A 24,499-nucleotide genomic window follows, 5' to 3' on the forward strand; every position below is an offset into this window, starting at 1 on the left:
TTCCGGCGTACGGAGGGACACGGGAAAGGAGACAGAAGTGCCCTTCGATCCGGAGGCCACGGGGATCATCCCGCGGCTCGGCCTCGACGCTTCCAACCCCGGCCCCACCGGCGCAGACAACCCGCCGTCCGACGACCAGGAGCAGGCCCGGCCGGAGCCCCCCGCCCAGGACGACTCGTCGCCGACCGACACGGCTCCCGCAGCGCAGGACGACTCACAGCGGCCGGCCACCTCCGCCCAGGAGTCCCCGGACGACTCGAAGTCGCCGACCGACACGGCTCCCGCAGCGCAGGACGACTCACAGCCGTCGGCCACCTCCGCCCAGGAGTCCCCGGCCCGGGACGACTTGGAGTTCCCGGCCCGGGACGGCTTGAAGCCCTCGGCCCGGGACGGCTTGGAGTCGTCGCCCAGGTCCGACGCGGCGCCCTCGGTCGAGGACGACACGGAGTCCGAGGCGCCGGAGACGACCATGCTCCCCAGGATCACCGCCGGTTCTCTGCCTCCGGAGGCGGGCGGGACCGTCCCGTTCGCCATCCAGCAGTCCCGCCCCACCCCGCCCCCCACCCCTGCGAAGAGCCCGGCCTCCGACCAGCGGACCTCGTCGGCGCAGCCGGCTTCGGCAGGCGAAGCCGCCGAGCAGTCAGCCTCGGCTGCCAGTAAGGCCGAGCCCGGAAGGCCGGAGGCCGTCCCGGAGGAGGGCGTCACGCACCGGGAGAAGGGGGTCACGCACCGGGAGAAGGGGGTCACGCACCGGGGGGAGGGGATCACGCGCCGGGAGAAGCGCCCGGTTGCCCCCGAACCTGAGGCCCAGAGCGCCGCAGGCAGGGTCCCGGACGCCGCAGGCGGAGTCTCGGACGTAGCAGGCGAAATCCCGGACGCGGCAGGCGGAGTCCCGGACGCGGCAGGTGGGGTCCCGGACGCCGCAGTCCGGACGACCGAGGTCCCCAGGGCCGAAGTCCAGAGCGCCGCGACCAAGGTGACCGAGATCCGCCGGGAGGAAGTCCGGGACGCCGGAGTCCAGAGGACGGCGGTCCAAGAGGCCGGAGTCCAGAGGACGGCGGTCCAAGAGGCCGGAGTCCAGAGGACGGCGGTCCAAGAGGCCGAAGTCCAGGAGGCCGGACTCCAGAAGGCGGTTCAGGAGGCCGAGGTCCGGAGGGGCGGGGAGCCGGGCGGGCTCTGGGCGAGGTTGCTGGTCAGTGCCCCGAAGTGGCTGCCTGTGCTGCTGGTGTTCGAGGGCCTGATCATGTACGTGCTGGCGATCAAGGCGCCGCCGGGCCCGTTCTGGGGGGTCGACCCGGAGGACATCAACGGCATCGGCCTGATCGCGGCGATGCCCCCCACCGCCTTCCTGGCGATCCTCATCATGATCGCCTCGTTCTTCGTCACGGTCGCCCAGAGCACGGACCGCAAGTTCCTGCTGCTGTTCCAGATCGCCGCCATCACGTTCGCCCTGCACGGGGTGGGGGCGCTGGTGGCCGAGGAACCACGGTTCCCGACCGCGTACATCCACGCCGGTTTCGTGGAGTTCATCGGCAGGACGGGCGAGACGGCGATCAACCTCGACGCCCGCATGGCGTGGCCGGGCTTCTTCGCGCTCTTCGCGTTCGTGACGAAGTCCGCCGGGATCGAGGACCTGACGCCGATCCTGAACTGGTCGCCGCTGCTGTCGAACCTGCTCTACCTGCTGCCGTTCGTGCTCATCCTGCGCCAGGTGGTGGCGACCACGCGGGCGCGCTGGTTCGCGGCGCTGCTGTTCATCCTGGTGCAGTGGATCGGGCAGGACTACTTCTCGCCGCAGGGCTTCACGTTCGCCCTCTATCTGGTGTTCGTGGCGATTCTGCTGCGCTGGTTCGGGCGGGTGGAGCCGCGCACCAAGCCGATCCCGGACAAGGGGCTGCGCCGGCTGATCGCCCGCCTGGACGCGATGACGCCGGGCGAGCTGGCCAACACCGGCATGTACCGGGCCGACAAGCTGCTGATGCTGATGCTGCTGATGGCCCTGTTCGTGGCCTCGACGGCGTCGCATCAGATCACGCCGTTCATGATGCTCGGTGTGCTGACGGCGTTCCTGCTGTTCAAGCGGACGTCGCTGACGTGGGGGATGCCGTTCTTCCTCGGCATGGTGGTGGCGGCCTGGATCAGCTACATGGCGGTCAGCTTCTGGGTCGGCCAGATCGAGACGATCTTCGGCGGGCTCGGCCGGGTGCTCGACAACCTGCAGACCAACACGGGCGACCGCATCGCGGGCACCGACCCGCTGCACGCGCTGGTGCTGCAGGCGCGGCTGGGCATCCTGGTGATGATCCTGGCGCTGGCGGCGGTGGGCATCTACCGCCGGCTCCACCGGGGCGTGTTCGACCGGGCGGCGCTGATCCTGCTCTGCGTGCCGGCGCTGGCGCTGGCCATGCAGAGCTACGGCGGCGAGATGGGGCTGCGCATCTACATGTTCGCGCTGCCCGGCGCGTGCCTGCTCGCCGCGTACGCGTTCTTCCCGAACCTGCCGGCCGACAGCGCGGACGTGCGCGAGGAGACCGTCCCGATGCGGAAGCGGAACGTCCGCTTCAGCCCCGGCCTGACGAGGAAGATCTCGCTGGTGCTCGCCGCGTGCATGGCGGTGGTGTTCGCGGGCGCCTTCCTGGTCGCGCGGTACGGGAACGAGAAGTTCGAGCGGGTGACCTCGGGCGAGGTCGCCGCGATGCACTACGTGTACGAGCACGACAAGCCGAGCGCCCGGGTGCTGTACATGGTGCCGAAGCTGGGCCCGGAGGTCACGCCGATCCTGCCGTGGGGTGAGCGCGACATCGAGCTGGTCGACTTCTCCGGCCAGGCGCTGGTGCACAAGGACCCGACGGACATCACCGACGTGATCGAGCGGCTGCGGCCGGGGCCGGACAGCCCGCGCAACACCTACCTGGCGGTCAGCCGCGGCCAGATCAGCTACCTGCAGCTCAACGAGGGCTACCCGAAGGGCTGGGGGGAGAAGTTCCGGGCCGCGCTGGACGCCGCGCCGGAGCTGGAGAAGGTCTACGCGAACAAGGACGCGGCGCTCTACACCTGGCGCGAGTGGGTCCGCGGCACGGAGATCCCCGATCCGCGCCCGTACACGGTGCGGGGCGACCCGACCTCGCCGTGGACGCCGGTCGGCATCGCGGCGCTGGTCCTGATGTGGATCACGCTGTTCAGCTACGAGGTGATCCGGCTGCACGGCCCGGACCGCGCGCCGCGGGCCCGCCGCTGGATGCTGGGACTGGCCGTCCCGTCGTTCACAGTGGCGCTCGCGGTGATCGTCGAACGGTTCATCTACATCGCCGGCCTCGGCTGACGCCGCCCGTACAGCAGCGGCAGCGCGGCGACGGCGAGACCCAGGTTGCCGAGCAGGGCCGCGCCGAAGGCGGAGCGGCCGGCGGCGAAGATCAGCCCGAGGACGGTCACACCGAGGGACATGCCGAGCTGCGCGGCGGTTTCGAGCACGCCGCCGGCCGCTCCGGCGTGCTCGGCGGGGACGCCGTTCAGCACGGTCCCGAAGAGCGGGCTGACCCCGAGCCCCTGGCCGAACCCGATGACGGCCAGGGAGGGGAGCATCGTCCACCCGGTCGCGCGGTCGGCCGCCAAGACCGTGGCGAGCAGGGCCAGCGTGCCGCGGCGTTGATCCCGTACCCGAGTGTGAGGGTGTGGCGGCCCAGCCGGGCCTGCAGGCGGGCCCCCAGCAGCGAGGCGGCCGTGAACGCCGCGGCGAGGGGGACGAAGGCCAGGCCCGCCGTCAGCGGAGAGTAGCCCAGCCCGTCCTGCAGGTGCAGGGTGAGGACGAAGAACAGGCCCGCATTGCCCGCGAAGAAGGCCAGCCCGATGGTGGTGCCGAACGCCGCGAACGCCCGGGCCCGCCCGGTGAAGACCGTCTGCAGCACGGCCAGCACCTGGGGGTAGAACAGGGCGGCTCCGGCGGCCTGGACGGCGCGGGCGGCGATGAGCGCCACCGGCCCGGGGGCCAGCCCGGCGCCCAGCGAGCCGAGGAGGAACACCCAGGCCGGCGCGGAGGGACGGCACCGCCACGTTCACGATGAACGAGTCCATGCGGGAGACGCACTTCGCCGACCCGCTCGGCCCGCTGCGGTCGGGCGAGGTGGACGTGCTGATCACCCGGCTGCCGGTGGACGAGCCGGACCTGACCGTGGGCCCGGTCGTGCTGTCCCCCGCGTCACCCCGGGCGGCGCGCCCATCCTCAGGGGCGAGGACGTGGCCATCTTCCAGGAGCTGCTGGTGCTGATCGCGGCGGGCCGGGGCGTCTCGCCGGTGGCCGCCTCGGTGGCCCGCTACTACGCCCGGCCCGACCTCGCGTTCGTCCCCATCGACGATGCGCCGCACACCGGCGTGGCGCTGGTCTGGCGGAGCGCGGGCGAAACCGCGCGGGTCCGCGCGTCCGCGCGGGCCGCCCGTGACGCGGTCGGGGCCGACGGGGGTCCCGCGCGCTTCTGATCAGGCGCCGCCGCGGCCGCTCCACTGGACCTCGTACGGCCGGAGCGTGACCTGCTTGCCGTCGACGGTGGCGGTCACGGCGGTGCCGGCGGTGTTGACCATGACGAGCTGGTGTTCCTGGGCCAGGACGCGGACTCTCGGGTCGGAGGAGCCGACCTGCTCCAGCCGGACGCCGGCGGGGAACCACTTGGTGAAGCCGCTCAGCAGCCCGGCCATCGGCAGCTCCTCGCCGGTGCCGGGCCGCCACAGGCAGCCGGGGCACTCGCCGCGGCCCTTGACCTGCGGGTTCCAGTAGAGGGCCGTGTTCACGCCGCTCTTGGCGAACTCCATGAGGGCGGTGGCCTGGACGGCGACCCGCTTCTCCTCGGTCCAGTCAGAGTTCTCCGGCTCCACGTACCACTCGGCCCACCAGACCGGCAGGCCGCCGGACTTCTGCTTGAGCCACTCGGTGATCGCGCTGAACTTGGCCGTGGCGGCGAAGTCGTCGGGGACGTTGCCGCCGTCGGTGGTCACGGTGGCGCCGTCGACGACGATGAAGTCGGCGCCCTTCTTGTGCTTGATCCAGTACTCGATCGCGTCCAGCGCCCGCTGGTCGACGGTGCCGTACGGGCCCTTCAGCTCGGAGGGGCGGTCGGCCTTGGTGCTCTCGATCGGCACGTAGGGGCCGCCGACCTTGATGTTCGGGTTCACCTTCTTGAGGGCGTCGTAGACCTTGTTGTACATCTCGGTGTAGCCCTCGGCGTCCCAGCGGTGGGCTGACTCGTTCCAAAAGCCCTTGAACTCGTTCCAGACCATGTAGTGCTCGACGGTCGGGTACTGCTGAGCGACCCGGGCGGCGAGCTTGGCGTAGTCGTCGAAGTGCTCGGGCCGGACCGCGACCGTGGGGTTCTTGCTCCAGTCGGTCCGGCCGGCCTGGCCGCCCTTCATCCAGTCGGGCGCGCAACAGAGCGTGATCACCGGGACGGCCTGGGAGGACGACATGAACGTCAGCCGCCGGTTGAGGTCGGTGAAGTTGTACTGGCCGGGGCTCGGCTCGGGGTTGCCCGCGCCCCAGCCCATGATGTGCTGGTTCTGCAGCATGGGCACCCGGCCGAGGAGATGCCTGGCCTGGTCCTGGACCTCGCTGCTCTCGTTGTCGGCGCTGTACTGGGTGTGGGTGACGCCCCAGCGCGGCCAGGCGTCCAGCTCGGGCGGGGGAGGCAGCGTCGGCGCGGGCTCGTCGGGCGCGGTGGAGGCGATCTCGCCGCCGCCGGCGTAGGCGTCCGGCCCGTCGTCCGGCCCGGACCGCATTGCGGCGTACGTCATGATGCCGGCGACCAGCAGGACCGCGATGATCCCCGCCCCCACGGCCAGTGGCCACGGGGATCTCCTGCGGGCATGTCGACCGTCCGTCGGAATCACCGAATCCACCCTTCAACACGAACGTTTGCGTAGATCAAGCGCTTGGGTCTCGACCCTATTCACCGTAACGGTCCGTGTTGCGAGCGGCTTGCGAACGGTTATGGCGAGGGAGGCCGTTGCCCGCCGACGGGGCCGGGAACGCCCGCGTAACGGTACGCGACCGGTTGCCTACCGGGCTGCACGACGAGCAGATTACCGGTGTCGTCGGCGTAGCAGGCGGATTCCACCGCGGCGGCCACCTCGTCGGCCTCCAGCAGCGGGAAGCCGGCGCCGACGAACAGCTCGCGGGCCTCGGCCACCAGCGGGGTGTCGGTGAAGCCGGGGCAGACGGCGGAGATCCGGATCCGCTCCTTGGCCAGCGGCGGGGCGAGGGCGCGGACCAGGCCGACGACGGCGTGCTTGGTCATCGTGTAGATCGGGTCGCCGTCGTAGCCGACCAGGCCGGCCAGCGACGCGGTGACGACGATCGCGCCGCCGCCGGAGCGGCGCAGCAGCGGCAGGGCCGCGGCGACGCCGAAGACCACGCCGTCCACGTTCACCCCGACGGCCCTGCGGTACCGCGCCAGGTCGAAGGCGTTCATATCGACCCCGCCGGTGACGCCGGCGTTGAGGTGGACGAGGTCGAGCCGGCCGTACGTGCGCTCGGCCAGTTCGACGGCCCGCCTGGACGTCTCCTCGGCGCTCACGTCCCCGGCCAGGGCGACGCCGCCGACCTCCTCGGCCACTCGCCCGGCGCCGTCGCCGTCCAGGTCGAGCAGGACGCACTTGGCGCCGCCCGCCGACAGCCGGCGGGCCACCGCGGCGCCGATGCCGCTCGCCGCTCCGGTGATGAGTGCAACAGTGCTCATGACGCTCCCGGGGAGTGGTGGTGGGTGCGGATCTCGTACGCGGTCACGGTCGGTGATCGCGGGTCTCGTACGGCGGGACGGTGATCAGGGGTCGAGCATGCGGTGGGCGCGGGCGATCAGGACGGGGACGGCGTCGCCGATCCGGTCGAACCCCTCCCCCACGGTCTTACCCTGGCGGAAGCGGGCGTGGATGCCCTCCACGATGACCGCGAGCTTGAAGTGGCCGAGCGCGACGTAGAAGCCCAGCTCGCCGGTGTCGCGGCCGGAGACCTCGGCGTAGCGGGCGGCGAACCCGGCGGCGGTCAGGAACCCGGGCGCGGCCGTCACGTCCCCGGCCACCGGGATCCCGGCGCGCTCCTCGTCGCCCGCGTCCTGCCAGTACGTGAGCGTGAGCCCGAGGTCGGCGAGCGGGTCGCCGAGCGTGGACATCTCCCAGTCCACCACCGCGCGGATCTCCGGGTCGGGGCCGAGCCGGACCAGGGTGTTGTCCAGCCGGTAGTCGCCGTGCACGAGCGTGCCGGCCGAGCGTGCGGGCAGCCGTTCGCGCAGCCGCGCGGCGAGCCGGTCGAAGTCGGGCCGGTCGGCGGTCTTGGACCGCTCCCACTGCTTGCACCAGCGTTCGATCTGCCGCGTCAGATAGCCGTCGGGGCGGCCGAAGCCGTCGAGCCCGGCCTCGCGGTGGTCGACGGCGTGGATGGCGGCCAGCACCTCGGCCAGCCGCTCGCTGAGCCGTCTGGTCGGCTCCGGGCCCAGGTCTCCGAGGTCGCTCCGGCTGCGGACCGCGGCGCCCGCCACGTACTCCATGAGATAGAACGGCGCGCCGATGACGTCCTCGTCGGAGCAGAACGCGACCGGCCCGGGCACCGGGACGGGCGTCGGCGCGAGCGCGGAGATGACCCGCCACTCGCGTCCCATGTCGTGCGCGGTGGGCAGCACGTGGCCGAGCGGGGGGCGGCGCAGCACGACGCGGCGCTCGCGGGTCTCGACGAGGTAGGTCAGGTTCGACTTGCCGCCGGAGATGAGGGAGACGGACAGGGGTTCACCGGCGTCGGGCGCGTGGCGGCCCATCCAGGAGAAGAGCCGGGGCCGGTCGATCCCAGGTACGGTCATGGTCAGATAGTAGAACCACATTCGGTCCACGTCGCCACCCAACCGGTATCGTTCCACCCCTGCGGGGAACATTGACCGCACAGATCCATTAGGCTGGTCGTTCACATGTCTGCCCCCTAGAAGGCATGTCACCAGTAGGAGCCCCGTGCAGGTCAGCCTTGCTCATCCACGCGAACTAGGCGATGTCGAAGTCAGCCGCTGGCGAGCTCTGCAGGAGAGCGACACGGCGTTCGACAACCCGTTCCTGTCCCCCGAGTTCACTCTCGTCGTGGGAGCGCTCCGGGACCATGTGAGGGTCGCGGTGATCCACGACGGGCCGGAGGTCGTCGGGTTCTTCCCGTTCGAGCGCCACCCGCTGGGCATCGGCAAACCGGTGGCCGCCGGGCTCACCGACGCGCAGGGCATGGTCTTCGCCAAGGACCTCGAGATCGACCCGTCCTGGCTGCTGCGCAAGTGCGGGCTGAGCGTCTACGAGTTCGACCACCTGGTGGCGGGGCAGCCCCTGCTCGGCGGCCGTTACGAGACCTACCCGTCGCCGGTCATCGACCTGAGCGACGGCTACGAGCCCTACACCGAGTTCCTGCGGGCCAACTCCGGCAAGACCTACAAGTCGACGCTGGCCAAGGAGCGCAAGCTGGGGCGCGAGGCGGGCGAGGTGCGCCACGAGTTCGCGATCACCGACCTGACGCCGCTCCACACCCTGCTGGCCTGGAAGACCGACCAGTACCGCCGCACCGGCCGCACCGACCGCTTCTCCTACCGGTGGATCGTCGAGCTGGTGGAGCGGCTGCAGACGACCCGGGGCGAGAGCTTCGCCGGCGTCCTCGACATGGTGTACGTCGGAGACCGGCCGGTCGCCGGCCACTTCGGCCTGCGCACCCGCACCACCCTGGTCGGCTGGTTCCCCGCCTACGACACGGCCTTCGCCAAGTACTCCCCCGGCCTGATCCAGCACCTGTCGATGGCCGAGAAGGCCGCCGCCGCGGGCATCAAGCTGATCGACATGGGCCGCGGCGACAAGGAGTACAAGGAGAAGCTGAAGACCGGCGAGCTCTCCGTCGCCGAGGGCCGCCTCGCCAGGCCGGGCCCGTCGGCGGGCGTCCACTGGATGCTGCGGGTGCCGGCGCGCAAGGCCAGGGCCAAGGTGCTGGCCAACCCGGTGCTCCTCAAGACGGCCGACAAGGCGCTCAAGACCTACGGCAGGCTGCGGGCCGGCCGCGCCGGAGGATGAGACTCATCGAGGAGCGGACCGGCCGCCGCTGCCTGCTCCTCCCGTCCAACCGGCTCGGCCTCTACCTGGCGCTGCGCCACTGGTGCTCGCCCGGCCAGCGGCTGCTCATGTCGCCGATCTCCGCCGACGAGATCCTGTTCCTGGTGCTCGCCGCCGGTCTGCGCCCGGTGATCGCGCCGCTGTCGCCGCGCGACGGCAACATCGACGCCGCCCGCGCCGACCTGTCCGGCGTCGACGCGGTCCTGACGACCAACCTGTACGGGCTGCCCGACGACGTGACGGCGTTCTCCGGGAAGGTCGTCGTCGAGGACGTGGCCCACGCGATGGAGACCACGGTCGGCGGCCGGCCTCTCGGCACGTTCGGCCTGGCCGGGGTGTTCAGCCTGGGCAAGCACCCCGGCGCCGGCTCGGGCGGGGTGCTGGCCGTGGCCGAGGAGTCCGACCTGAAGGAGCTGGAACGGGCCCGCGACCTCCTGCTGCAGCCCGGCTCGCTCCGCGCCGACCTGGTCGCGGTGGCCACCTCGATGGCCCGGCAGGCGGCGCTCCGGCTCGACCTGGTGCGCCCGGCGCTCTGGCTGATGCGGGCGCTGGGCATGCAGGAGGAGCGCGAGGGCTACCGCATCGCGCTGATGGCGCGCGAGCTGGCCGAGGTGCTGCCACAGGCGCCGTCGCTGCCGCCGTTCGACCCGTGGGTCCGGGCCGACCTGCATGATTACCGCGCGGAGCGGGGCCGGGTGGCGCGGTGGTACCAGTCCAGGCGAGTGGCCAAGGTGCCCCGCGAACGCGAACGCCGGCTGGCCGGGATGGCGCTGCTGGCGGAGCTGCCGACCGTCGCGCCCGCCGTGCGCGACCACCTCGGCCAGCCGCTGTTCCGGGTGCCGCTGCTGGTGCGCGACCGCGACGCCGCCATCGCCGAGCTCGAACGGCGCGGCGTGGCCACCGGCTATCTCTACGATCCCCCGTACGACGACTACGCGCCGGGCTTCACCGAGCCCTCGCCCGACCCGGCGGCGGCCCGCTGGTGGGCCCGCCACGTGCTGCCGGTCGACCCGGTGTACGCCCGCCGGGCGCTGCCCCTGCTGCGCGACCTGGAGCCCGCCCCGGCGCTCAGCTGACCGCCTCGCCGATCAGCTCCGCCAGGATGCGGCAGCCCCGGCGCACCTGCGCGAGCGAGGCCGAACCGTACCCGATGACCAGCCCGTGCACCCGCTCGCGCCCGTGATGGTGGCGCTCGGCGGTGTCCAGCAGCACCCCCCGCTCGGCGGCGCGCTCCATGACGCGGGGGGCCAGCCCGGGCGGCAGCTCCGCCAGCACGTGCAGCCCCGCCGTGTCGCCGCGCAGGCGGCAGACCGGGCTCAGCACCTCCACCACCACGGCCCGCCGGCGCGCGTATTCCAGCCGCATCCGGCGCAGATGCCGGTCGAGGTCGCCGCCCTCCAGCAGGGTGGCCACCGCCTGCTGCACCGGCCCGCTGGTGCGGTCGGAGACGGCGCGGCGAATGGCGGCGATCCGGTCGAGCAGGTCGGGCGTGCCGACCAGCCAGCCGACGCCGACGTCCGGCGCGAGCGACTTCGACAGCGTGCCCAGCAGCACCACCCGCGCCGGATCCAGGCCGTAGAGCGCGGGCAGCGGGGCTACGTCGTAGCGGAACTCCGCGTCGTAGTCGTCCTCCACGATCATCGCGCCGGTGCGCCTGGCCCACGCCAGCAGCCGCTCGCGGCGCGGTATCGGCAGCCGCCCGCCCAGCGGGTACTGGTGGGCGGGCGTGGTGTAGAGCACGCTCAGCCCGTCCGGCAGCGCGTCGACGACCACCCCGTCCTCATCCACCGGGCACGGCACCACCTCCGCGCCCCGGCCGGCGAACACCGTGCGGGCCACGTGATAGCCGGGGTCCTCCACACCCGCGCGGGTGCCCGCGCCGAGCAGCGCCTGCGCGCACAGGTCGAGCCCGTTGCCGGTGCCGCGGGTGACCAGGATGTTCTCCGGGCCGACCGCCACCGCCCTGGCCCGGCGCAGATGCTCGGCGAGCAGCTCCCTGAGCCGCGGCAGCCCATAGGGGTCGGGATAGTCGCCGGGCGGCAGATCGGCGGCCCGGCGCCAGGCCCGCTTCCAGGCGGCCACGTCGTAGTCGCGCACCCAGGGATGACCGGGCGTGAGGTTGATCACGTCACTGCCGGGCACATCCCTGCGCGCCATCCTGGGCGCGGGCGCCCCGGCCGCAGCGGCGGCGCCGGGAGGCTCGTCCATCCGGGCCACGAACGTGCCGGACCCGTGCCGCCCCTCCAGCCACCCCTCGGCGTAGAGCTGCTGATAGGCCTCGGTCACCACCGTACGGCTGACCCCGAGCTGGGCGGCCAGCCCGCGCGAGGACGGCAGCCGCTCCCCGGTCGCCAGCGCCCCCGACAGCATCGCGTCACGCAGCCTGCCCGCGAGCTGCACGGTCAGCGGCACCGCCGACTCCCTGGACAACGAGATCGGCAGATCGACGAGGGCACGCAAGTGGTCTCCGGAAAGGGGGTGATAGTGGACCTCCAGAATAGGTCCACTTTCCGCCTACGGTCGACGCATGCTCTCCACCACCGCTCGCACCCGGCTGGGCCGTTCCAAGGAACGCGGCAGCGACGACAGGGAAGATCTGTACGAGGTGCTCGACACCGGGCTGATCTGCCATCTGGGTGTGGTGACCGACGGTTACCCGATGGTGGTGCCGACCGCGTATGGGCGGGTCGGCGACACCCTTTATCTGCACGGCTCGACGGGGGCGCGGTCGCTGCGGGCGGCGGCGGGGGCCGAGGTCTGCGTGACCGTGACCCATCTGGACGGGATCGTGCTGGCGCGGTCGGTCTTCCATCACTCGGCGAACTACCGGTCCGCCATCGTCTACGGGCGGGCCAGGCTGGTCACGGACGAGGAGGAGCGGATGGCCGCGCTGCGGGCGCTGACCGAGCAGCTGGCGCCGGGCCAGTGGGAGTACGCCCGGCCGCCGGACCGCAAGGAGCTGGCCGCCACCGCCGTGCTCGCGCTGCCGCTGGACGAGGCGTCCGTGAAGATCCGCCGGGGTGCGCCCAGTGACGAGGAGGACGACTACGCGCTGCCGCTGTGGGCGGGGGTGCTTCCTCTTGTCACCACCTGGGGGGAACCGGTGCCCGATCCGGCGCTTTCCGATGGAATCGGCATACCTGTTCACATTCGTAACAGAAAGTAGTTTCATGAACCGGGACGGAACTGGCAAACTCCTGGGCTAGATCACGCGTCTCAACTGGTGGGCCGACCCAGGTTAAAGAGGCGAACAGATGGAGTGGAGCGCACCCGGCTACACGGAGGTCAGGCAGCTCGGCGCGGGCGCCGGCGGCCGTGTCGTGCTGGCCGTGCATGACGAGACCGGCGTCAAGGTCGCGATCAAGTACCTCTCGGAGAGGTGGCTGAGCGACCCGGTCGCACTGGACAGGTTCCGCGCCGAGGCGCGGCTGCTGACCACGCTGCGCGATCCGAACGTGGCCACCCTGTGGGAGTACATCCAGGATCCCATGGGCGCCGCCATCGTCATGGAGCTGGTCAACGGCGTCCCGCTCCGGGCGCTGCTGCGCGAGAGCGGCCCCACCGGGCCCGAGGCGGCGCTGGTGGTGCTCAAGGGCTCGCTGCTCGGGCTGGCCAAGGCGCACGCGCTCGGGCTGGTCCACCGCGACTACAAGCCGGAGAACGTGATCGTCCGCGAGGACGGCCACAGCAAGCTGGTCGACTTCGGCATCGCCGTCCGGCACGGGGAGACGACCCGGGCCGAGGGCACGCCGCCGTACATGGCGCCCGAGCTGTGGTCCGGCGAGCCCGCCACCCCGGCGACCGACGTGTACGCGGCCACCGCGGTGTTCTTCGAGTGCCTGACGGGACACCGGCCCTACCGCTCGTCCGAGCCGACCGTGCTCGGCTACCAGCACCTGCACGCCCCGATCCCGGACGGCGACGCGCCCGAGCCGGTGCGCGGGCTCGTCCTGCGGGGGCTGGCCAAGGACCCCGCCGACCGGCCCGCGAGCGCGGACGCGTTCGTCGCCGAGCTGGAGGAGGTCGCCAGGGCGGCGTACGGCGAGGACTGGGAGGAGCGCGGCCGGCGGCGGCTGGCCGGGCTGGTGCTGCTGCTCGCGCTGCTGCTGCCCGAGCCCGCCGAGCCCGCCCCGCAGGTGACCACCACCCTGGCCCGGACGGTGTTCAGGAGCGGGCGCGGCAAGGCGATCCGGGTCGCGATGGCGGGCGGGCTGGCCGCCGTGGTGGCCGCCGGTGTGGTGGTCGTGGCCGTCAACAGGGAGACGCCGACGCGGCTGGAACCGGTGGCCGCCGCGCCCTCGGAGCCGCCGCCGTCGTCGGCGCCGTCGCCGTCGCCTGAGCCGACGCTGCCCGTGGCGGAGACGCCCTCGCCCGCCGACCCCACGGACGGTCCGGCGGTGGGCAGCGACACGGCGCTCGGCCGCCTGCCGCTCATCGGCGACCCGGGCCGGGACCCCTCCGGCACCACCCCGGGCCCGGTGGATCCGGCTGTCACCGGCGGCCCCGACTCGGTCAGCGCGACGGTCGCTCCCGGCCCCGAGAGCGACGGCACCTCCGCCCCGCCGACCTCGAATCCGCCGGAGACGAGTACGCCGACCGCGACACCCACGCCCACCCCCACACCGACCCCGACCCCGACGCCCACCCCCACTCCGACGCCGACGCCAACGCCAACACCGACGCCCACTCCGACGCCGACGCCGACACCCACTCCGACTCCAACGCCGACGCCCAGCGATACGCCGCCCGTGACCGCCGTGTCCTCCCTCACCGTGAGCGGGTTCGCGGTCAAGGGCACCGTCGCCACCGGCGCGTTCACCGTGGACGCCACCGGCACCGGCCGCATCAACGCCCGCGCCACCTGGCGCGTCGCCGGTAAGAACGTGCACACCGAGCGGATCCGGCTCAGCGACGCCCGCTCCTACACCCGTACCGTCTCGCACGACCTGGGCGAGCGCCCCTGCGGCGAGGACGTCACGCTCACCGTCGTCTCCGACCCGCCCGCGCGCGGCGGGAACGGGACGGCCACGGTGCGCGTGCCGCCCTGCCCGACCGAGGTGACCGGGCTGCGGGTGAGGCTGGCCATGGCGGGCGCGACCGCCAGAGCCACCGTGTCGATGCGTACGAGCGGCACCGGCGAGGTGCCGGTGGCGGCCGCCTTCGCGGTCAACGGGGATCAGGTCGCGGCCCGGTCGGCCACCGTGTCCGGGCGCACCTCGTACACCAGGACGTTCCAGCACGCGTTCCGGAGCCGCCCGTGCGGTTCGACCGTCACGGTGCGGGTGGCCGCGCTGGGCCGGACCGCCACGGGCCGCGCCGCCGTGGTCTGCCCCGTCGAGGTGAAGAGCGTGTCCGTCGTGCGGGCCGTCGCCGACCAGGGCGGGATGACCGCGACGGTGGCGGTGCGGACCGGTGACGAGCGGCCGGTCAGCCTGCTCGTGAGCTTCTCCCGGGGCGGCAAGCCCGCCGGGACGAGGCAGCTCACGCTGTCGGGCGCGACCTCGTACACCAGGACGGTCAGGTACGCGGTCGAGACGCCCTGCGGGTCGTCCTGGCTGGTACGGGCGAGCACCCGGCCAGGCGCTGGGAACGGCGCCGCCCAGCGGGGTGGGAAGCTGCCCGCGTGCGAGCCGGAGGTGAAGGAGACTCCGCAGCCGCAGATCGACTGAATCCGTCTTTTCGCTCTTTAGGTAGGAGACGCCCGTTAAGCTACGGTCCGTCTGTTGAGGGTGGGGGCCCGGAGAACCGTAGAAGGAGACCCCTTATGTTCGGCGATGAGCGTTGGGTGGTCCCCGGTTACACCGAGGTCCGCGAGCTGGGCAGCGGCGCCTCCGGCCGGGTGGTCCTGGCCACCGGCGATCACGACGGGACCGGGGTCGCCATCAAGTACCTGTCCGAGCGGCTCAGGGACGACGTGGGCTTCGTCGCCCGGTTCCGCCAGGAGGCCAGGCTGCTGAGCGCGATGCGCAGCCGCCACCACGCCCGGCTGATCGACTACATCGAGAGCGGGCGCGGCTCGGCCATCGTCATGGAGCTGGTCAACGGCGTCCCGCTGCGCGAGCTGCTCCGTTCGGAGGGCCCGACGGGGCCCGAGGCCGCGCTGACCGTGCTCAAGGGGTCGCTGCAGGGGCTCGCCGACGCGCACGCGATGGGGATCGTGCACCGCGACTACAAGCCGGAGAACGTCATCGTCGAGGGCGACGGCGCGACCAAGCTGGTCGACTTCGGCATCGCGGTGACGGCCGGCGCGGGGGCCGAGGCGGCGGGCACGCCCCCGTACATGGCACCGGAGCAGTGGTCGGACGAGCCCGCCACCCCGGCGACCGACGTGTACGCCGCCACCGTCGTCTTCTTCGAGTGCCTGACCGGCGCCCGGCCCTACCAGGCGACCAACCTGGCCGCGCTCGCCCGGCAGCACCTGGCCGCCCCGCCGCCCGTCGATCAGGTGCCGGAGGGGCTGCAGGGCCTGGTGGAGCGGGGCCTGGCCAAGAACCCCGCCGACCGGCCCGAGTCGGCCCAGGAGTTCCTGATCGAGCTGGAGACCGCCGCCCGCGACGCGTACGGGGCGGACTGGGAGGAGCGCGGCAGGCGGCGGCTCGCCGCGCTGGCCGCTCTGCTCCTGACGCTCTGGCCGGTGCCGCCGGAGAACCCGCCGGCGGAGGCGCACACCACGCTGGCCGAGACCCGTTTCGACGGTCCGGCGCGGCTGCTGGGCAAGGTGCCCGCCAAGGCCGTGATCACCACGGCCTGCGTCGGCGTGGCGATCACGCTGGCGGTCGTGGTGGTGAACCCGTGGAAGGGCGACCCCGAGCTGCGCGCCCAGGCCACCACCGGCAGCCCCACTCCGTCGCTCTCCATCCCGGAGCCGACGGAGATCGACGAGCTGGACCCGGTCGAGGCCGAGCCCTCCGAGGAGCCGGAGCCCACCCCGGAGGAGACGACGCCGCAGCCGTCCCAGACGGCCGCGCCGGTCACGCCGCCGACGACCGGCGCCCCCACGACCCCGTCCACGGCCCGCCCCTCCGCCCGTCCCACGGTCACCCCCACCAGGACCAGGAAGCCCACGCCCCGGCCGACCAGGACCAGCGTGCGGACCCCGACGCGCACGCCCGCCGAGACGCCGCCGACCCGGCTGTCCGGCAAGGCCGGCACCGGGGACCGGGCCACCACCAGTGCCACCCCGCGGCAGCCCTCCGCCACACCCACGCGGGAGGCCCCGACGCGGCGGCCGACGGCGCAGCCCACCCGGCCGCCGTCCACGCCGCCGTCCACCCCTTCGTCCACTCCGACCGAGACCCCGACCGACGACGAGACACCGCCCAGGCCTCCGACGACGCCGACGGTGATCATCGACTAGTGACGTCCGGCGCGGTTCCCGTCACACTGTCCGTGAGGCGACGCGTGTCGGGACGTCACCGCAGAGAGATCTGACGCTCCGGGGGGCAGGATGAACAGTCCGAGACACGGCATCGCCGGGTTCACGCTGACCGAGCACACCTGGATCACCGAGCTGGGCAACTGGATCGACGCGATCTCGCCCGACGGCCGCAGGGCCGGGGCACTGCTGTTCGACTCCACGGTCATCGGGCGGCCCGGGGTGCGCGACCGGGTGGTGGAGGCGGCGCTGACCGACCGGCGGCTCGTCATGGGCGGGCTGACCGGGCTCATCCCGGTCGCCGACGTGGTGGCCGCGGGCGACCAGGTGTGGCTGCTCACCGCGCAGGCGGTCACGCCCACCCTGTCGAGCCTGCTGGCGGCCGGCACGATCGAGGCGTCCGGCGCGGCGGCGGTTCTGGCCGACACCGCCCAGACCCTGCTGGCGCTGCACGCCGCGGGGGTGACGCACGGCTCGGTCCACCCGGGCACCGTGGTCGTCACCGCCGAGGGCGCCGCGCTGCTGTCGGAGCGGGGGCTGGGCGACGCCATCCGGGGCGAGAACGCGCAGCCCGTCCGCGACGTGTCCGGCTGGGCGGCGCTGGCGCGCGGGCTCGCCGCCGCCTGCCGCCGCGACACCCCGCAGGCCGCCGCGCTGTTCGAGCGGGCCGCCGCGGTGGCCACCACCCAGGGGCCGGCGGCGGCCAGGAGCGTCCTGCTCGCCGAGCCGCACGCGCTGCCGGGCGGGGCGATCACCCGGGACCGGCTGGCCCAGGCCGCCCGGGGTCAGTCGGCGTTCGCGCAGGCTCCCTCGTACCGACAGGAAGAGGAGCGCGACGAGGGGGACATCGTCACGCTGCTCCACGTCCCGCGGCGCGAGGGCGGCACCGCGCCGCGCGGCCAGGCGACCACCCACCCCAGCCCCGGCGGCGCGGAGGCGGTGCGCTTCGGCCCGGGGGTCGGCGCGGCCGAGCCGCAGTCGGCGGCCGAGCGGATCTGGCGCGAGGGCGTCCCCTCGGCCAAGGCGGCGCGGGCGCGGCGGCGCCGGGCGATCGGGTCGGCGCTGGTGTTCGCCGTCGTCATGGCCGGGGCCGCGGTGGCCTGGTTCCGGCTGACTGGTGACGATCCGCCCGTGGCGGTGGAGCAGGTGAGCGTGAGCGCGGCGGAGAAGACGCTGGGCTGCGACAGCGACGCGTTCATCAGCGGCACGATCGACACCAACGGCGGGGCCGGCGAGATCCGCTACGAGTGGCGGATGAACCTCGCCAAGGACGTCGAGAAGGGCACGCTGCGCGCCGTCGCCGGCACCACCTCCTACGACGTGGACCTGACGTGGCGGCTCCAGGGCAAGCGCACCACCAAGGCCACCGCCACGCTGCGGGTGACGTCGCCCGGCCCGGCACGCACCGCGAAGGCGACCTTTACCTACAAGTGCTGAATGCGCACCAAACCGGTTGTTTACTACGCTGACGTGCATGACCTCGCAGACCCCCGCGGGCTGGTACCCCGACCCGTACGGCTCTCCGCAACTGCGGTGGTGGGACGGCAACCAGTGGACCGACGCCACCCACCCGATGGAGCAGGGCCCCACCGATCAGGGGCCGGCGCCCCAGCAACCCTCCGGGCCCCAGCAGCAGTTCGGTAACCAGCAACCCGGCTGGCCACCGGCGGGGGCCAACCCGACGCTCGCCTACGGCCAGCCGCCCGTCCAGACCCCGCCGCCCCCGGCCGGGCCGTCCGGTCCTTATGGGGCGTACGGGGCGTACGGTCAGAGCGGCCCGCAGGACCAGCCGGGCGGGTACGGGCACGACCAGCCGGGCGGGTACGGGCAGCCCGGGCCCTACGGTCAGCCGCAGTGGGGCGGCCCCGGCTACGGCGAGCCGCGGAAGCGGACCAACCCGGTGCCGTGGATCATCGGCGGTGCGGCGGCGGTGGTCGTAGTGGCGGTGCTCGTGATCGCCGCCGTCGTCTTCGTCAACAACACCGCCGACCGGACCGCCATGCCGACACCGCCGCAGAGCACCACCGAGGCGCCCCCGGAGACCAGGACACCGGACCCGGCCCCGTCGACCGCCCCGCCGCCGCAGAGCACCGGCGAGTTCCCCCAGCCGGTGGACGGGCGCATCACCGACACCCAGCTCGGGATCTCGTACGAGGTGCCGGAGGGCTGGGAGGTGTCGCGGGCGTCGGAGGTGAACAACCCCGAGCCGGGCGCGCAGGTGTGGACCAGCGGGGTGCAGAAGCTCTCGCAGGCGGAGTTCGACGGCCGGGGCAACTGGATCGGCAACGTCTTCACCGGGCCGCTCGGCGAGGGCTACCCGTACGCGGGGCCCACCGGGCTCGGGCTGACGGCGAAGGTCGTGTACGCGGACTTCAACAGCAGGTTCTACTCCCTCCAGCACACCAGCAGGGTCGTCAAGGACGAGGCCTTCAAGATCGGTGACCGGGACGCGTGGCTGGTCCAGTACGAGCTGGACTTCACCCGGGTCTCCGAGGCGAACGGCTACGCGTGGAAGAAGGAGAACGGCGCGGTCGTGCTCATGGACATGGGCGAGAACCAGCGGCCCGCGCTCCTCTTCGCCTCGGTGCCCGACAACCTCGGCACCGACGTGCTGGACGCGGTGCTGAAGTCGCTCAGGCCCGCGTGACGCGGGGCACTAGGCTGGTGACATGGTAAGCGGGCGGATCAACTTCCGAGCCGCTGCGGCGAGGAGAACGCATGAGTGATTCGCTGGTCTGGATCGACTGCGAGATGACGGGTCTCGACCTCGGGCGCGACGCGCTCGTGGAGGTGGCGTGCATCGTCACCGACAGCGAGCTGAACCAGCTCGACGACGGCGTCGACGTGATCATCAAACCGCCGCCGGAGTCGCTGGAGCAGATGTCCGAGGTGGTCCGCGAGATGCACACCGCGTCGGGCCTGCTGCCGGAGCTGGCGACCGGGGTCACGCTGGCCGAGGCCGAGTCCCTGGTGCTCGACTACATCCGCCGCCACGTACCCGAGCCGAAGAAGGCGCCGCTCTGCGGCAACTCGATCGGCACCGACCGCACGTTCCTGGCGAGGGACATGCCCGGGGTCGACGCGTACCTCCACTACCGGATGGTCGACGTGTCCTCGATCAAGGAGCTGGCCCGGCGGTGGTATCCGCGGGTCTACTTCGCCGCGCCCGAGAAGCAGGGCGGACACCGGGCCCTGGCCGACATCCTGGAGAGCATCCGCGAGCTGCGTTACTATCGAGCAGCGGTGTTCGTCAGCCATCCCGGCCCGGACTCCGCGACGGCGCGCGCCCTCGCGGAACGCGTCAGCGGTTAACGGATGGCGTGACGACTCCAGAACACCGCTACAATTCTCATGTGCCGCCTGATCGGGCGGCGCGATGGTGGGTGTAGCTCAGTTGGCAGAGCGCCAGGTTGTGGTCCTGGATGTCGAGGGTTCAAGTCCCTTCACTCACCCCAGGTGCGATGGCCGGTCCTTCGGGGCCGGCCATCGGCGTTTTCTTCCGACAAGTCCCCAAAAACCTGTCAATGCGAGTTATGCTCGCTGTCTACCGCCAACGCCGGTTGCTCGGGGGGACTCGGCGATCTGACCGTCTGCCGCCCGGAGGCCGGATGAGAGTCGACGACGCAGCGTTCAACGGCGCTTTCACGTCTCTGAGCAAGCGTGAAGCCGAGGTCATGGATCTGATCGCGACAGGACAGTCCAACAGCCAGATCGCCCAGCGGCTGTTCCTCAGCGAGAAAACCGTCAAGAACCATGTGAACCGCATCTACGCCAAGCTGGGCGTGGACTCCCGCGTCCGCGCCATCGGCCTCTGGCGTTCCCGCTCAACCGAGTGACCTGCGCGCGCCCCCGCACTCAGGGGGCGCTCTCCAGGAGGCCGGAGAGAGCCGTGAGGCCGTGGTCGACGTCCGCCTCGGGGATGTTGAGCGCCGGGCGCAGCCGGACCGACCGGGGCCCGCAGGGCAGCACCAGCACGCCGGCCTCCTCCCGCAGGCGGGCGATCAGGGCGTCCCGGTCCGAGGGCGACGGCAGGTCGAAGGCGCACATGAGCCCGCGGCCCCGGACGCCCGACACGGTCCCGGGATGCTCGGCCTCCAGCTTGGCCAGCCGCTCCAGGATGGTCGCGCCGAGCGCGGCGGCCCGCGGAATGAGCCCGTCGCGCTCGATGATCTCCAGCATGGCGCGGCTGCGGACCATGTCGACCAGCCCGCCGCCCCAGGTGGAGTTGATGCGCCCGCTCTGCTGGAAGACGTTCCCGGGCACCTCGTCCACCCGCCGCCCGGCCATGATGCCGCCGACCTGCACCTTCTTGGCGAAGGCCACGATGTCCGGGGCGAGCCCGAGCTGCTGGTAGGCCCAGGGGGTGCCGGTGGTGCCGCCGCCCGTCTGCACCTCGTCGAGGACGAACAGCGCGTCGTACTCGTGGCACAGGGCCTGCATGGCCTGGAGGAACTCCGGCCGCATGTGGTTGTCGCCGCCCTCGCCCTGGATGGGTTCGGCGATGAAGCAGGCGATGTCGTGCGGGTGGCGCTCGAAGGCGGCGCGGGCCTGGGCCAGCGCGCGTTCCTCGGCCGCCTCGACGTCGCCGAAGTGGATGGCGGGCACGTCGACGCGCGGCCAGTCGAAGACGGGGAACCGGTCGGTCTTGACGGGGTCGGTGTTGGTGAGGCTCAGGGTGTAGCCGCTGCGGCCGTGGAAGGCCTTGGTGAGGTGGAGGACCCGGGTGCCGAGCTCGCGGGGGCGGCCGGCCTCCTCGTTGCGCCGGCTCTTCCAGTCGAACGCGGTCTTGAGGGCGTTCTCCACGGCCAGCGCGCCGCCCTCGACGAAGAACAGGCGGGGAAGCGCGGGGTCGCCGAGCACCCGGGTGAAGGTGTCGACGAAGTCGGCCAGGTGCTCGGTGTACATGTCGGGGTTGGCCGGTTTGTTACGGGCGACCTCGCCGAGCAGCCGCGTGACCTCGGGGTCGAAGGGCGGGTTCACGCCCAGCGGGGCGGAGGCGAAGAACGTGTAGAAGTCGAGGTAGCGGCGCCCGTCGCGGGCGTCGACCAGCCATGAGCCCTGGCTGCGTTCGAGATCGAGTACGAGTCGGTATCCGTCGACGAGCAGATGGCGGGCAAGGCGGGCGTGAACGTCCATGTCTCCTCCGCGATAGCCGGACACGCCATATATTCCCCACCATAGCCGCGATGTATCCACAATATTTACGGACAGACGCCGCTATGTCGTGACTTTTTTCAACCTGATCGACAGAGCGACCAGCGCGATCCCGTACAGAACAGCGAAGATCCCCAGCAGCCAGACGATGCTGAGCAGCCCCGCGGCGGGCCAGATCAGGAGCAGCACGCCGAAGACGACGGACAGGGCGCCGCCCAGGATGAGCGTCCACTCGTTCTCGATGACCTTGCGGAGCTGGATCCCGTCCACGATCTCCGCGAGGCCGGTGAGGATCGCCCAGAAGGCGACGACGTACAGCAGCGCCAGCGAGGTGATCCCCGGCCAGGTGAGCGCGGCGAAGCCGGCCAGGATCCCGATGACGCCGACCACCACGGCCCAGACCCGCGAGCGCGCCCCGTGCCGGAACGCGGAGAAGATCGAGAAGATGCCGTCCACGAGCACCCACGCGCCGAAGAACGTCACCAGGACCAGCAGGGTGATGGCCGGCCAGATCAGCGCCAGGATGCCGAAGAGGATGGCCACGATGCCCCGGACGAGCGGCAGCCACCAGGTGCGTGCGAGATGCTCCATTCCTCCCTGATGTCCGCGCGGCTCGCCGGGGCACCCCTCGGCACGGTCAAGAAATGGTGATCATTGGGAGTAGACCACGATCGAGACCGCGATGTACTGCACCAGGTAGGCGGCCAGGGTGAAGGCGTGGAACACCTCGTGATAGCCGAACCAGCGGGGCGACGGATCCGGCCTGCGCAGCCCGTACACGACGGCCCCGGCGCTGTAGAAGACGCCGCCGACGGCGACCAGCACCACCGCGGCCACCCCGGCGCCGTGCAGGAGCTGCGGCATCACGAAGATCGCCGTCCAGCCGAGCGCGAGGTAGAGCAGCGTGTAGAGCCAGCGCGGCGCGCCCATCCAGAGCACCCTGAACAGCACGCCCGCCAGCGCGCCGCCCCAGGTGACGCCGAGCACGGCGGCCCGCGCGACGCCGTCGAGCGCGAGCAGCGCGAACGGCGTGTAGGTGCCCGCGATGATCAGATAGATGTTGGCATGATCGAACCGGCGCAGCCAGTCGGCCAGCCGGGGGCCGAGCGTGCCGCGATGGTAGGTGGCCGAGATGCCGAAGAGCAGCCCCGAGGTGATCGCGTAGATCGCCGAGGCGAGCCGGGCCTGGAGGGTCGGGCCGAGCGCCACCAGCAGGATCCCCGCGATCAGCGTCACGGGCAACGCTCCCGCGTGCAACCACCCCCGCAATCTGGGCTTAACGGTGATCGTCGTCATGAAACCTACGGTACCGTAGGTTAGAGCCCGTTGAGGAAGCGCCGGGCGATCGGCAGAGCCCCCGTGCTGCCCGCCCCGCCGTGCTTGACGAAGACCGAGAAGGCCAGGTCACCGCGGTAGCCGATGAACCACGCATGCGGCGCCCCGCCCGGCACCTCGGCCGTTCCGGTCTTGCCGGACAGGTCCGCGGGCAGCCCCGCCCCCGCGGCCGTCCCGTGGTCCACGACCGCCCGCATCATCTGCCGCAGCCCCGCGACGACGCCCTGGTCCAGCTCCACCGGCCCGGACCCGGCGCCGTCGATGTCGGCCGCCGCCTCCGCCGGCACCAGCCGGGGCACCCGCCAGGTGCCGCTCTGCACCGCGGCGGCCACCGTGGCCATGCAGAGCGGGCTGGCCACGACCGAGCCCTGCCCGATGGCGTTCGCGCCGCGCAGGTCGGGGTCGTCGGTCTGCTCGACCGTGCCGCAGAACCCGCCCACACCGGTCGGCAGCGCGCGCCCGAACCCCCACCGCGCCGCCGTCTCCGGCAGGTCGGGCACGGCCAGCCGGTCGATCGACTCCTTGACGAAGGTGGTGTTGCAGGAGTACGCGAACGCGTCGAGGAAGGAGAGGGTCCCGCGCGCCACCTCGCCGTCGTTCCGGAAGGCGCGGTGGAAGGGGATCGTGTACGTGCCGGGACAGGCGACCTGGGCGGCCGGGTCCAGCCCGGCCCTCAACAGGGCCGCCGCCGTGACGACCTTGAAGGTGGAGCCGGGCGGGAAGGTGTCCTTGAAGGCGCTGTAGTTGTCCTTCAGCCGGTCGGCCACGGCCAGGATCTCGCCGGTGCTGGGCCGGATCGCCACGATGGCGGTGTCCGCCCTCCCGTCGAGCGCCCGCGCGGCGGCGGCCTGCACCGGGCGCGACAGCGTGGTCCGCTGCACGTCGCCGTCGGGCACGGCGCTCAGCAGCTCCTTCTCCGGCTCGCCCGGCGTCCTGAGGACCAGCGCGTACCCCGGCTCCGGCTCCTCCTGTAAGTCCCGCAGCGGCTGCAGGTAGGCCTCGGCGTAGTTGTTCTGCGGGATCTTGGCGCCCTCGCTCGTCACCAGCTCGGCCGGGGGCCGGAACACCTCGACCACGTGGAACGTGCGGCCGTCCGTCAGCAGCGGGTGCAGGGTGTCAGGCCGCCAGTCCACCTTCCAGCGCCGGTCGCGCACCACCAGCCGGAGCGTGGCGTCGAACGGCCACTCCCCCAGCTCCTCCAGCTCCCTGACCCCGTGGAACGGCACCTCGGCCGTCTCCTCGCCGGTGCTCCTGACCTTCCCCGGCTCCAGCCGCAGCCGCTCGACGCCGAGCGCCCCGCCCATCGCCTCGTGCCAGGCGCGGAAGTCTTCCGGCGGCCGGTCGACCAGGCGGGACATGGCGGCCACGTCGCCGTCCTCCCAGGAGCGGAAGTACGCGGTCGCGGTCTCGGCGGCGCTGCCCACCACGCCGCCCGCGGCCGACACCGCGAACGCGACCGCGGCGGCGACCGCCAGGACCGCCCCTAAGAGCACGAACAACCTTCTGCGTCGCATACGGTTTCTCCCAGGAGGA

At 72.4% G+C, this 24,499-nt stretch carries 22 protein-coding genes and 1 tRNA gene; 13 read left to right on the forward strand and 10 right to left on the reverse strand.

Annotation, left to right across the window (positions count from 1 at the left end):
• Nucleotides 1–37: 37 nt before the first annotated feature.
• On the forward strand, nucleotides 38–3,322 hold the full coding sequence (locus AB0J42_RS01310) for a hypothetical protein (protein WP_364287081.1): 3,285 nt from the start codon (nucleotides 38–40) through the stop codon (nucleotides 3,320–3,322).
• Here AB0J42_RS01310 and AB0J42_RS01315 read toward each other — a convergent pair.
• Nucleotides 3,301–3,516 carry a hypothetical protein gene (locus AB0J42_RS01315; RefSeq protein ID WP_364287084.1) on the reverse strand — a complete coding sequence of 72 codons (216 nt, stop codon included), beginning with the start codon at nucleotides 3,514–3,516 and terminating at the stop codon, nucleotides 3,301–3,303. The genes AB0J42_RS01310 and AB0J42_RS01315 overlap by 22 nt on opposite strands.
• Nucleotides 3,510–4,019 (reverse strand): hypothetical protein, encoded by a 510-nt coding sequence (locus AB0J42_RS01320; protein WP_364287087.1) that lies wholly within the window; start codon nucleotides 4,017–4,019, stop codon nucleotides 3,510–3,512. Before AB0J42_RS01320 ends, AB0J42_RS01315 begins: the two co-directional genes overlap by 7 nt.
• A gap of 50 nt (nucleotides 4,020–4,069) precedes the next feature.
• On the opposite strand from AB0J42_RS01320, the gene AB0J42_RS01325 reads away from it, so the two are divergent.
• Nucleotides 4,070–4,264, forward strand: a complete 195-nt coding sequence (locus AB0J42_RS01325; protein WP_364287090.1) for a hypothetical protein — start codon at nucleotides 4,070–4,072, stop codon at nucleotides 4,262–4,264.
• Nucleotides 4,234–4,473 carry a hypothetical protein gene (locus AB0J42_RS01330; protein WP_364287093.1) on the forward strand — a complete coding sequence of 80 codons (240 nt, stop codon included), beginning with the start codon at nucleotides 4,234–4,236 and terminating at the stop codon, nucleotides 4,471–4,473. Before AB0J42_RS01325 ends, AB0J42_RS01330 begins: the two co-directional genes overlap by 31 nt.
• Here AB0J42_RS01330 and AB0J42_RS01335 read toward each other — a convergent pair whose 3' ends face one another.
• From AB0J42_RS01335 to AB0J42_RS01345, 3 genes are all read right to left on the reverse strand, one after another.
• Nucleotides 4,474–5,820: a xylan 1,4-beta-xylosidase gene (locus tag AB0J42_RS01335; protein ID WP_364287096.1), complete on the reverse strand. Its 1,347-nt coding sequence runs from the start codon at nucleotides 5,818–5,820 to the stop codon at nucleotides 4,474–4,476.
• A 152-nt stretch (nucleotides 5,821–5,972) separates the two neighbouring features.
• Nucleotides 5,973–6,722: an SDR family oxidoreductase gene (locus tag AB0J42_RS01340; RefSeq protein WP_364287099.1), complete on the reverse strand. Its 750-nt coding sequence runs from the start codon at nucleotides 6,720–6,722 to the stop codon at nucleotides 5,973–5,975.
• Nucleotides 6,723–6,806: 84 nt separating this feature from the next.
• The gene (locus tag AB0J42_RS01345) at nucleotides 6,807–7,832 is read right to left on the reverse strand and encodes a phosphotransferase family protein (protein WP_364287102.1); all 1,026 of its coding nucleotides are present in this window, start codon (nucleotides 7,830–7,832) and stop codon (nucleotides 6,807–6,809) included.
• Nucleotides 7,833–7,977: 145 nt separating this feature from the next.
• Between AB0J42_RS01345 and AB0J42_RS01350 the strand changes: the two genes are divergently transcribed.
• Both AB0J42_RS01350 and AB0J42_RS01355 read left to right on the forward strand, forming a co-directional pair.
• Nucleotides 7,978–9,063 (forward strand): GNAT family N-acetyltransferase, encoded by a 1,086-nt coding sequence (locus AB0J42_RS01350; RefSeq protein WP_364287105.1) that lies wholly within the window; start codon nucleotides 7,978–7,980, stop codon nucleotides 9,061–9,063.
• Nucleotides 9,060–10,178: a DegT/DnrJ/EryC1/StrS family aminotransferase gene (locus AB0J42_RS01355; RefSeq protein ID WP_364287108.1), complete on the forward strand. Its 1,119-nt coding sequence runs from the start codon at nucleotides 9,060–9,062 to the stop codon at nucleotides 10,176–10,178. The genes AB0J42_RS01350 and AB0J42_RS01355 overlap by 4 nt, the downstream gene beginning before the upstream one ends.
• Here the strand turns inward: AB0J42_RS01355 and AB0J42_RS01360 are convergent.
• Entirely contained in the window at nucleotides 10,171–11,562 is a 1,392-nt protein-coding gene (locus AB0J42_RS01360) for a PLP-dependent aminotransferase family protein (protein ID WP_364287110.1), read from the reverse strand. The genes AB0J42_RS01355 and AB0J42_RS01360 overlap by 8 nt on opposite strands.
• Nucleotides 11,563–11,629: 67 nt before the next feature.
• Between AB0J42_RS01360 and AB0J42_RS01365 the strand changes: the two genes are divergently transcribed.
• The 8 genes from AB0J42_RS01365 to AB0J42_RS01400 all read left to right on the forward strand — a co-directional run bounded on the left by AB0J42_RS01365 (nucleotide 11,630) and on the right by AB0J42_RS01400 (nucleotide 20,313).
• Nucleotides 11,630–12,268 (forward strand): pyridoxamine 5'-phosphate oxidase family protein, encoded by a 639-nt coding sequence (locus tag AB0J42_RS01365; RefSeq protein WP_364287113.1) that lies wholly within the window; start codon nucleotides 11,630–11,632, stop codon nucleotides 12,266–12,268.
• 88 nt (nucleotides 12,269–12,356) lie between these two features.
• Nucleotides 12,357–14,771, forward strand: coding sequence for a serine/threonine-protein kinase (locus tag AB0J42_RS01370; protein WP_364287116.1), 2,415 nt, complete (start codon nucleotides 12,357–12,359; stop codon nucleotides 14,769–14,771).
• 95 nt (nucleotides 14,772–14,866) lie between these two features.
• A complete protein-coding gene (locus tag AB0J42_RS01375; protein ID WP_364287119.1) occupies nucleotides 14,867–16,459 on the forward strand; it encodes a protein kinase in 1,593 nt (530 codons plus the stop codon).
• A 90-nt stretch (nucleotides 16,460–16,549) separates the two neighbouring features.
• Nucleotides 16,550–17,914, forward strand: coding sequence for a hypothetical protein (locus AB0J42_RS01380; RefSeq protein ID WP_364287122.1), 1,365 nt, complete (start codon nucleotides 16,550–16,552; stop codon nucleotides 17,912–17,914).
• A gap of 37 nt (nucleotides 17,915–17,951) precedes the next feature.
• Nucleotides 17,952–19,124, forward strand: a complete 1,173-nt coding sequence (locus AB0J42_RS01385) for a DUF2510 domain-containing protein (RefSeq protein WP_364287124.1) — start codon at nucleotides 17,952–17,954, stop codon at nucleotides 19,122–19,124.
• A 71-nt stretch (nucleotides 19,125–19,195) separates the two neighbouring features.
• The gene (orn, locus tag AB0J42_RS01390) at nucleotides 19,196–19,789 is read left to right on the forward strand and encodes an oligoribonuclease (protein ID WP_364287127.1); all 594 of its coding nucleotides are present in this window, start codon (nucleotides 19,196–19,198) and stop codon (nucleotides 19,787–19,789) included.
• 67 nt (nucleotides 19,790–19,856) lie between these two features.
• Nucleotides 19,857–19,932, forward strand: a tRNA-His gene (locus AB0J42_RS01395).
• Nucleotides 19,933–20,085: 153 nt separating this feature from the next.
• Nucleotides 20,086–20,313 carry a response regulator transcription factor gene (locus AB0J42_RS01400; protein ID WP_364287129.1) on the forward strand — a complete coding sequence of 76 codons (228 nt, stop codon included), beginning with the start codon at nucleotides 20,086–20,088 and terminating at the stop codon, nucleotides 20,311–20,313.
• A 19-nt stretch (nucleotides 20,314–20,332) separates the two neighbouring features.
• On the opposite strand, the gene lat is transcribed toward AB0J42_RS01400, so the two are convergent.
• The 4 genes from lat to AB0J42_RS01420 form a co-directional block, all read right to left on the reverse strand.
• Complete coding sequence (gene lat, locus AB0J42_RS01405) at nucleotides 20,333–21,613, reverse strand: L-lysine 6-transaminase (RefSeq protein WP_364287132.1); 1,281 nt, start codon at nucleotides 21,611–21,613, stop codon at nucleotides 20,333–20,335.
• 81 nt (nucleotides 21,614–21,694) lie between these two features.
• Complete coding sequence (locus AB0J42_RS01410; protein WP_364287134.1) at nucleotides 21,695–22,222, reverse strand: HdeD family acid-resistance protein; 528 nt, start codon at nucleotides 22,220–22,222, stop codon at nucleotides 21,695–21,697.
• Nucleotides 22,223–22,282: 60 nt separating this feature from the next.
• Nucleotides 22,283–22,927, reverse strand: coding sequence for a hemolysin III family protein (locus tag AB0J42_RS01415; protein WP_364287137.1), 645 nt, complete (start codon nucleotides 22,925–22,927; stop codon nucleotides 22,283–22,285).
• 20 nt (nucleotides 22,928–22,947) lie between these two features.
• Nucleotides 22,948–24,480, reverse strand: a complete 1,533-nt coding sequence (locus AB0J42_RS01420; RefSeq protein WP_364287140.1) for a penicillin-binding transpeptidase domain-containing protein — start codon at nucleotides 24,478–24,480, stop codon at nucleotides 22,948–22,950.
• Nucleotides 24,481–24,499 lie beyond the last annotated feature (19 nt).

This window comes from Nonomuraea sp. NPDC049649, assembly GCF_040675175.1.
Lineage (GTDB): Bacteria > Actinomycetota > Actinomycetes > Streptosporangiales > Streptosporangiaceae > Nonomuraea.

Excerpts from the sequence above, each read along its gene's own strand:
- AB0J42_RS01400 (WP_364287129.1), top strand. The coding sequence starts at position 20,086 with ATGAGAGTCGACGACGCAGCGTTCAACGGCGCTTTCACGTCTCTGAGC.
- AB0J42_RS01370 (WP_364287116.1), top strand. The coding sequence starts at position 12,357 with ATGGAGTGGAGCGCACCCGGCTACACGGAGGTCAGGCAGCTCGGCGCG.
- AB0J42_RS01380 (WP_364287122.1), top strand. The coding sequence starts at position 16,550 with ATGAACAGTCCGAGACACGGCATCGCCGGGTTCACGCTGACCGAGCAC.
- AB0J42_RS01355 (WP_364287108.1), top strand. The coding sequence starts at position 9,060 with ATGAGACTCATCGAGGAGCGGACCGGCCGCCGCTGCCTGCTCCTCCCG.
- AB0J42_RS01385 (WP_364287124.1), top strand. The coding sequence starts at position 17,952 with ATGACCTCGCAGACCCCCGCGGGCTGGTACCCCGACCCGTACGGCTCT.
- AB0J42_RS01375 (WP_364287119.1), top strand. The coding sequence starts at position 14,867 with ATGTTCGGCGATGAGCGTTGGGTGGTCCCCGGTTACACCGAGGTCCGC.
- AB0J42_RS01410 (WP_364287134.1), bottom strand. The coding sequence starts at position 22,222 with ATGGAGCATCTCGCACGCACCTGGTGGCTGCCGCTCGTCCGGGGCATC.
- AB0J42_RS01415 (WP_364287137.1), bottom strand. The coding sequence starts at position 22,927 with ATGACGACGATCACCGTTAAGCCCAGATTGCGGGGGTGGTTGCACGCG.
- AB0J42_RS01420 (WP_364287140.1), bottom strand. The coding sequence starts at position 24,480 with ATGCGACGCAGAAGGTTGTTCGTGCTCTTAGGGGCGGTCCTGGCGGTC.
- AB0J42_RS01365 (WP_364287113.1), top strand. The coding sequence starts at position 11,630 with ATGCTCTCCACCACCGCTCGCACCCGGCTGGGCCGTTCCAAGGAACGC.
- AB0J42_RS01340 (WP_364287099.1), bottom strand. The coding sequence starts at position 6,722 with ATGAGCACTGTTGCACTCATCACCGGAGCGGCGAGCGGCATCGGCGCC.
- lat (WP_364287132.1), bottom strand. The coding sequence starts at position 21,613 with ATGGACGTTCACGCCCGCCTTGCCCGCCATCTGCTCGTCGACGGATAC.
- AB0J42_RS01325 (WP_364287090.1), top strand. The coding sequence starts at position 4,070 with ATGCGGGAGACGCACTTCGCCGACCCGCTCGGCCCGCTGCGGTCGGGC.
- AB0J42_RS01345 (WP_364287102.1), bottom strand. The coding sequence starts at position 7,832 with ATGACCGTACCTGGGATCGACCGGCCCCGGCTCTTCTCCTGGATGGGC.
- orn (WP_364287127.1), top strand. The coding sequence starts at position 19,196 with ATGAGTGATTCGCTGGTCTGGATCGACTGCGAGATGACGGGTCTCGAC.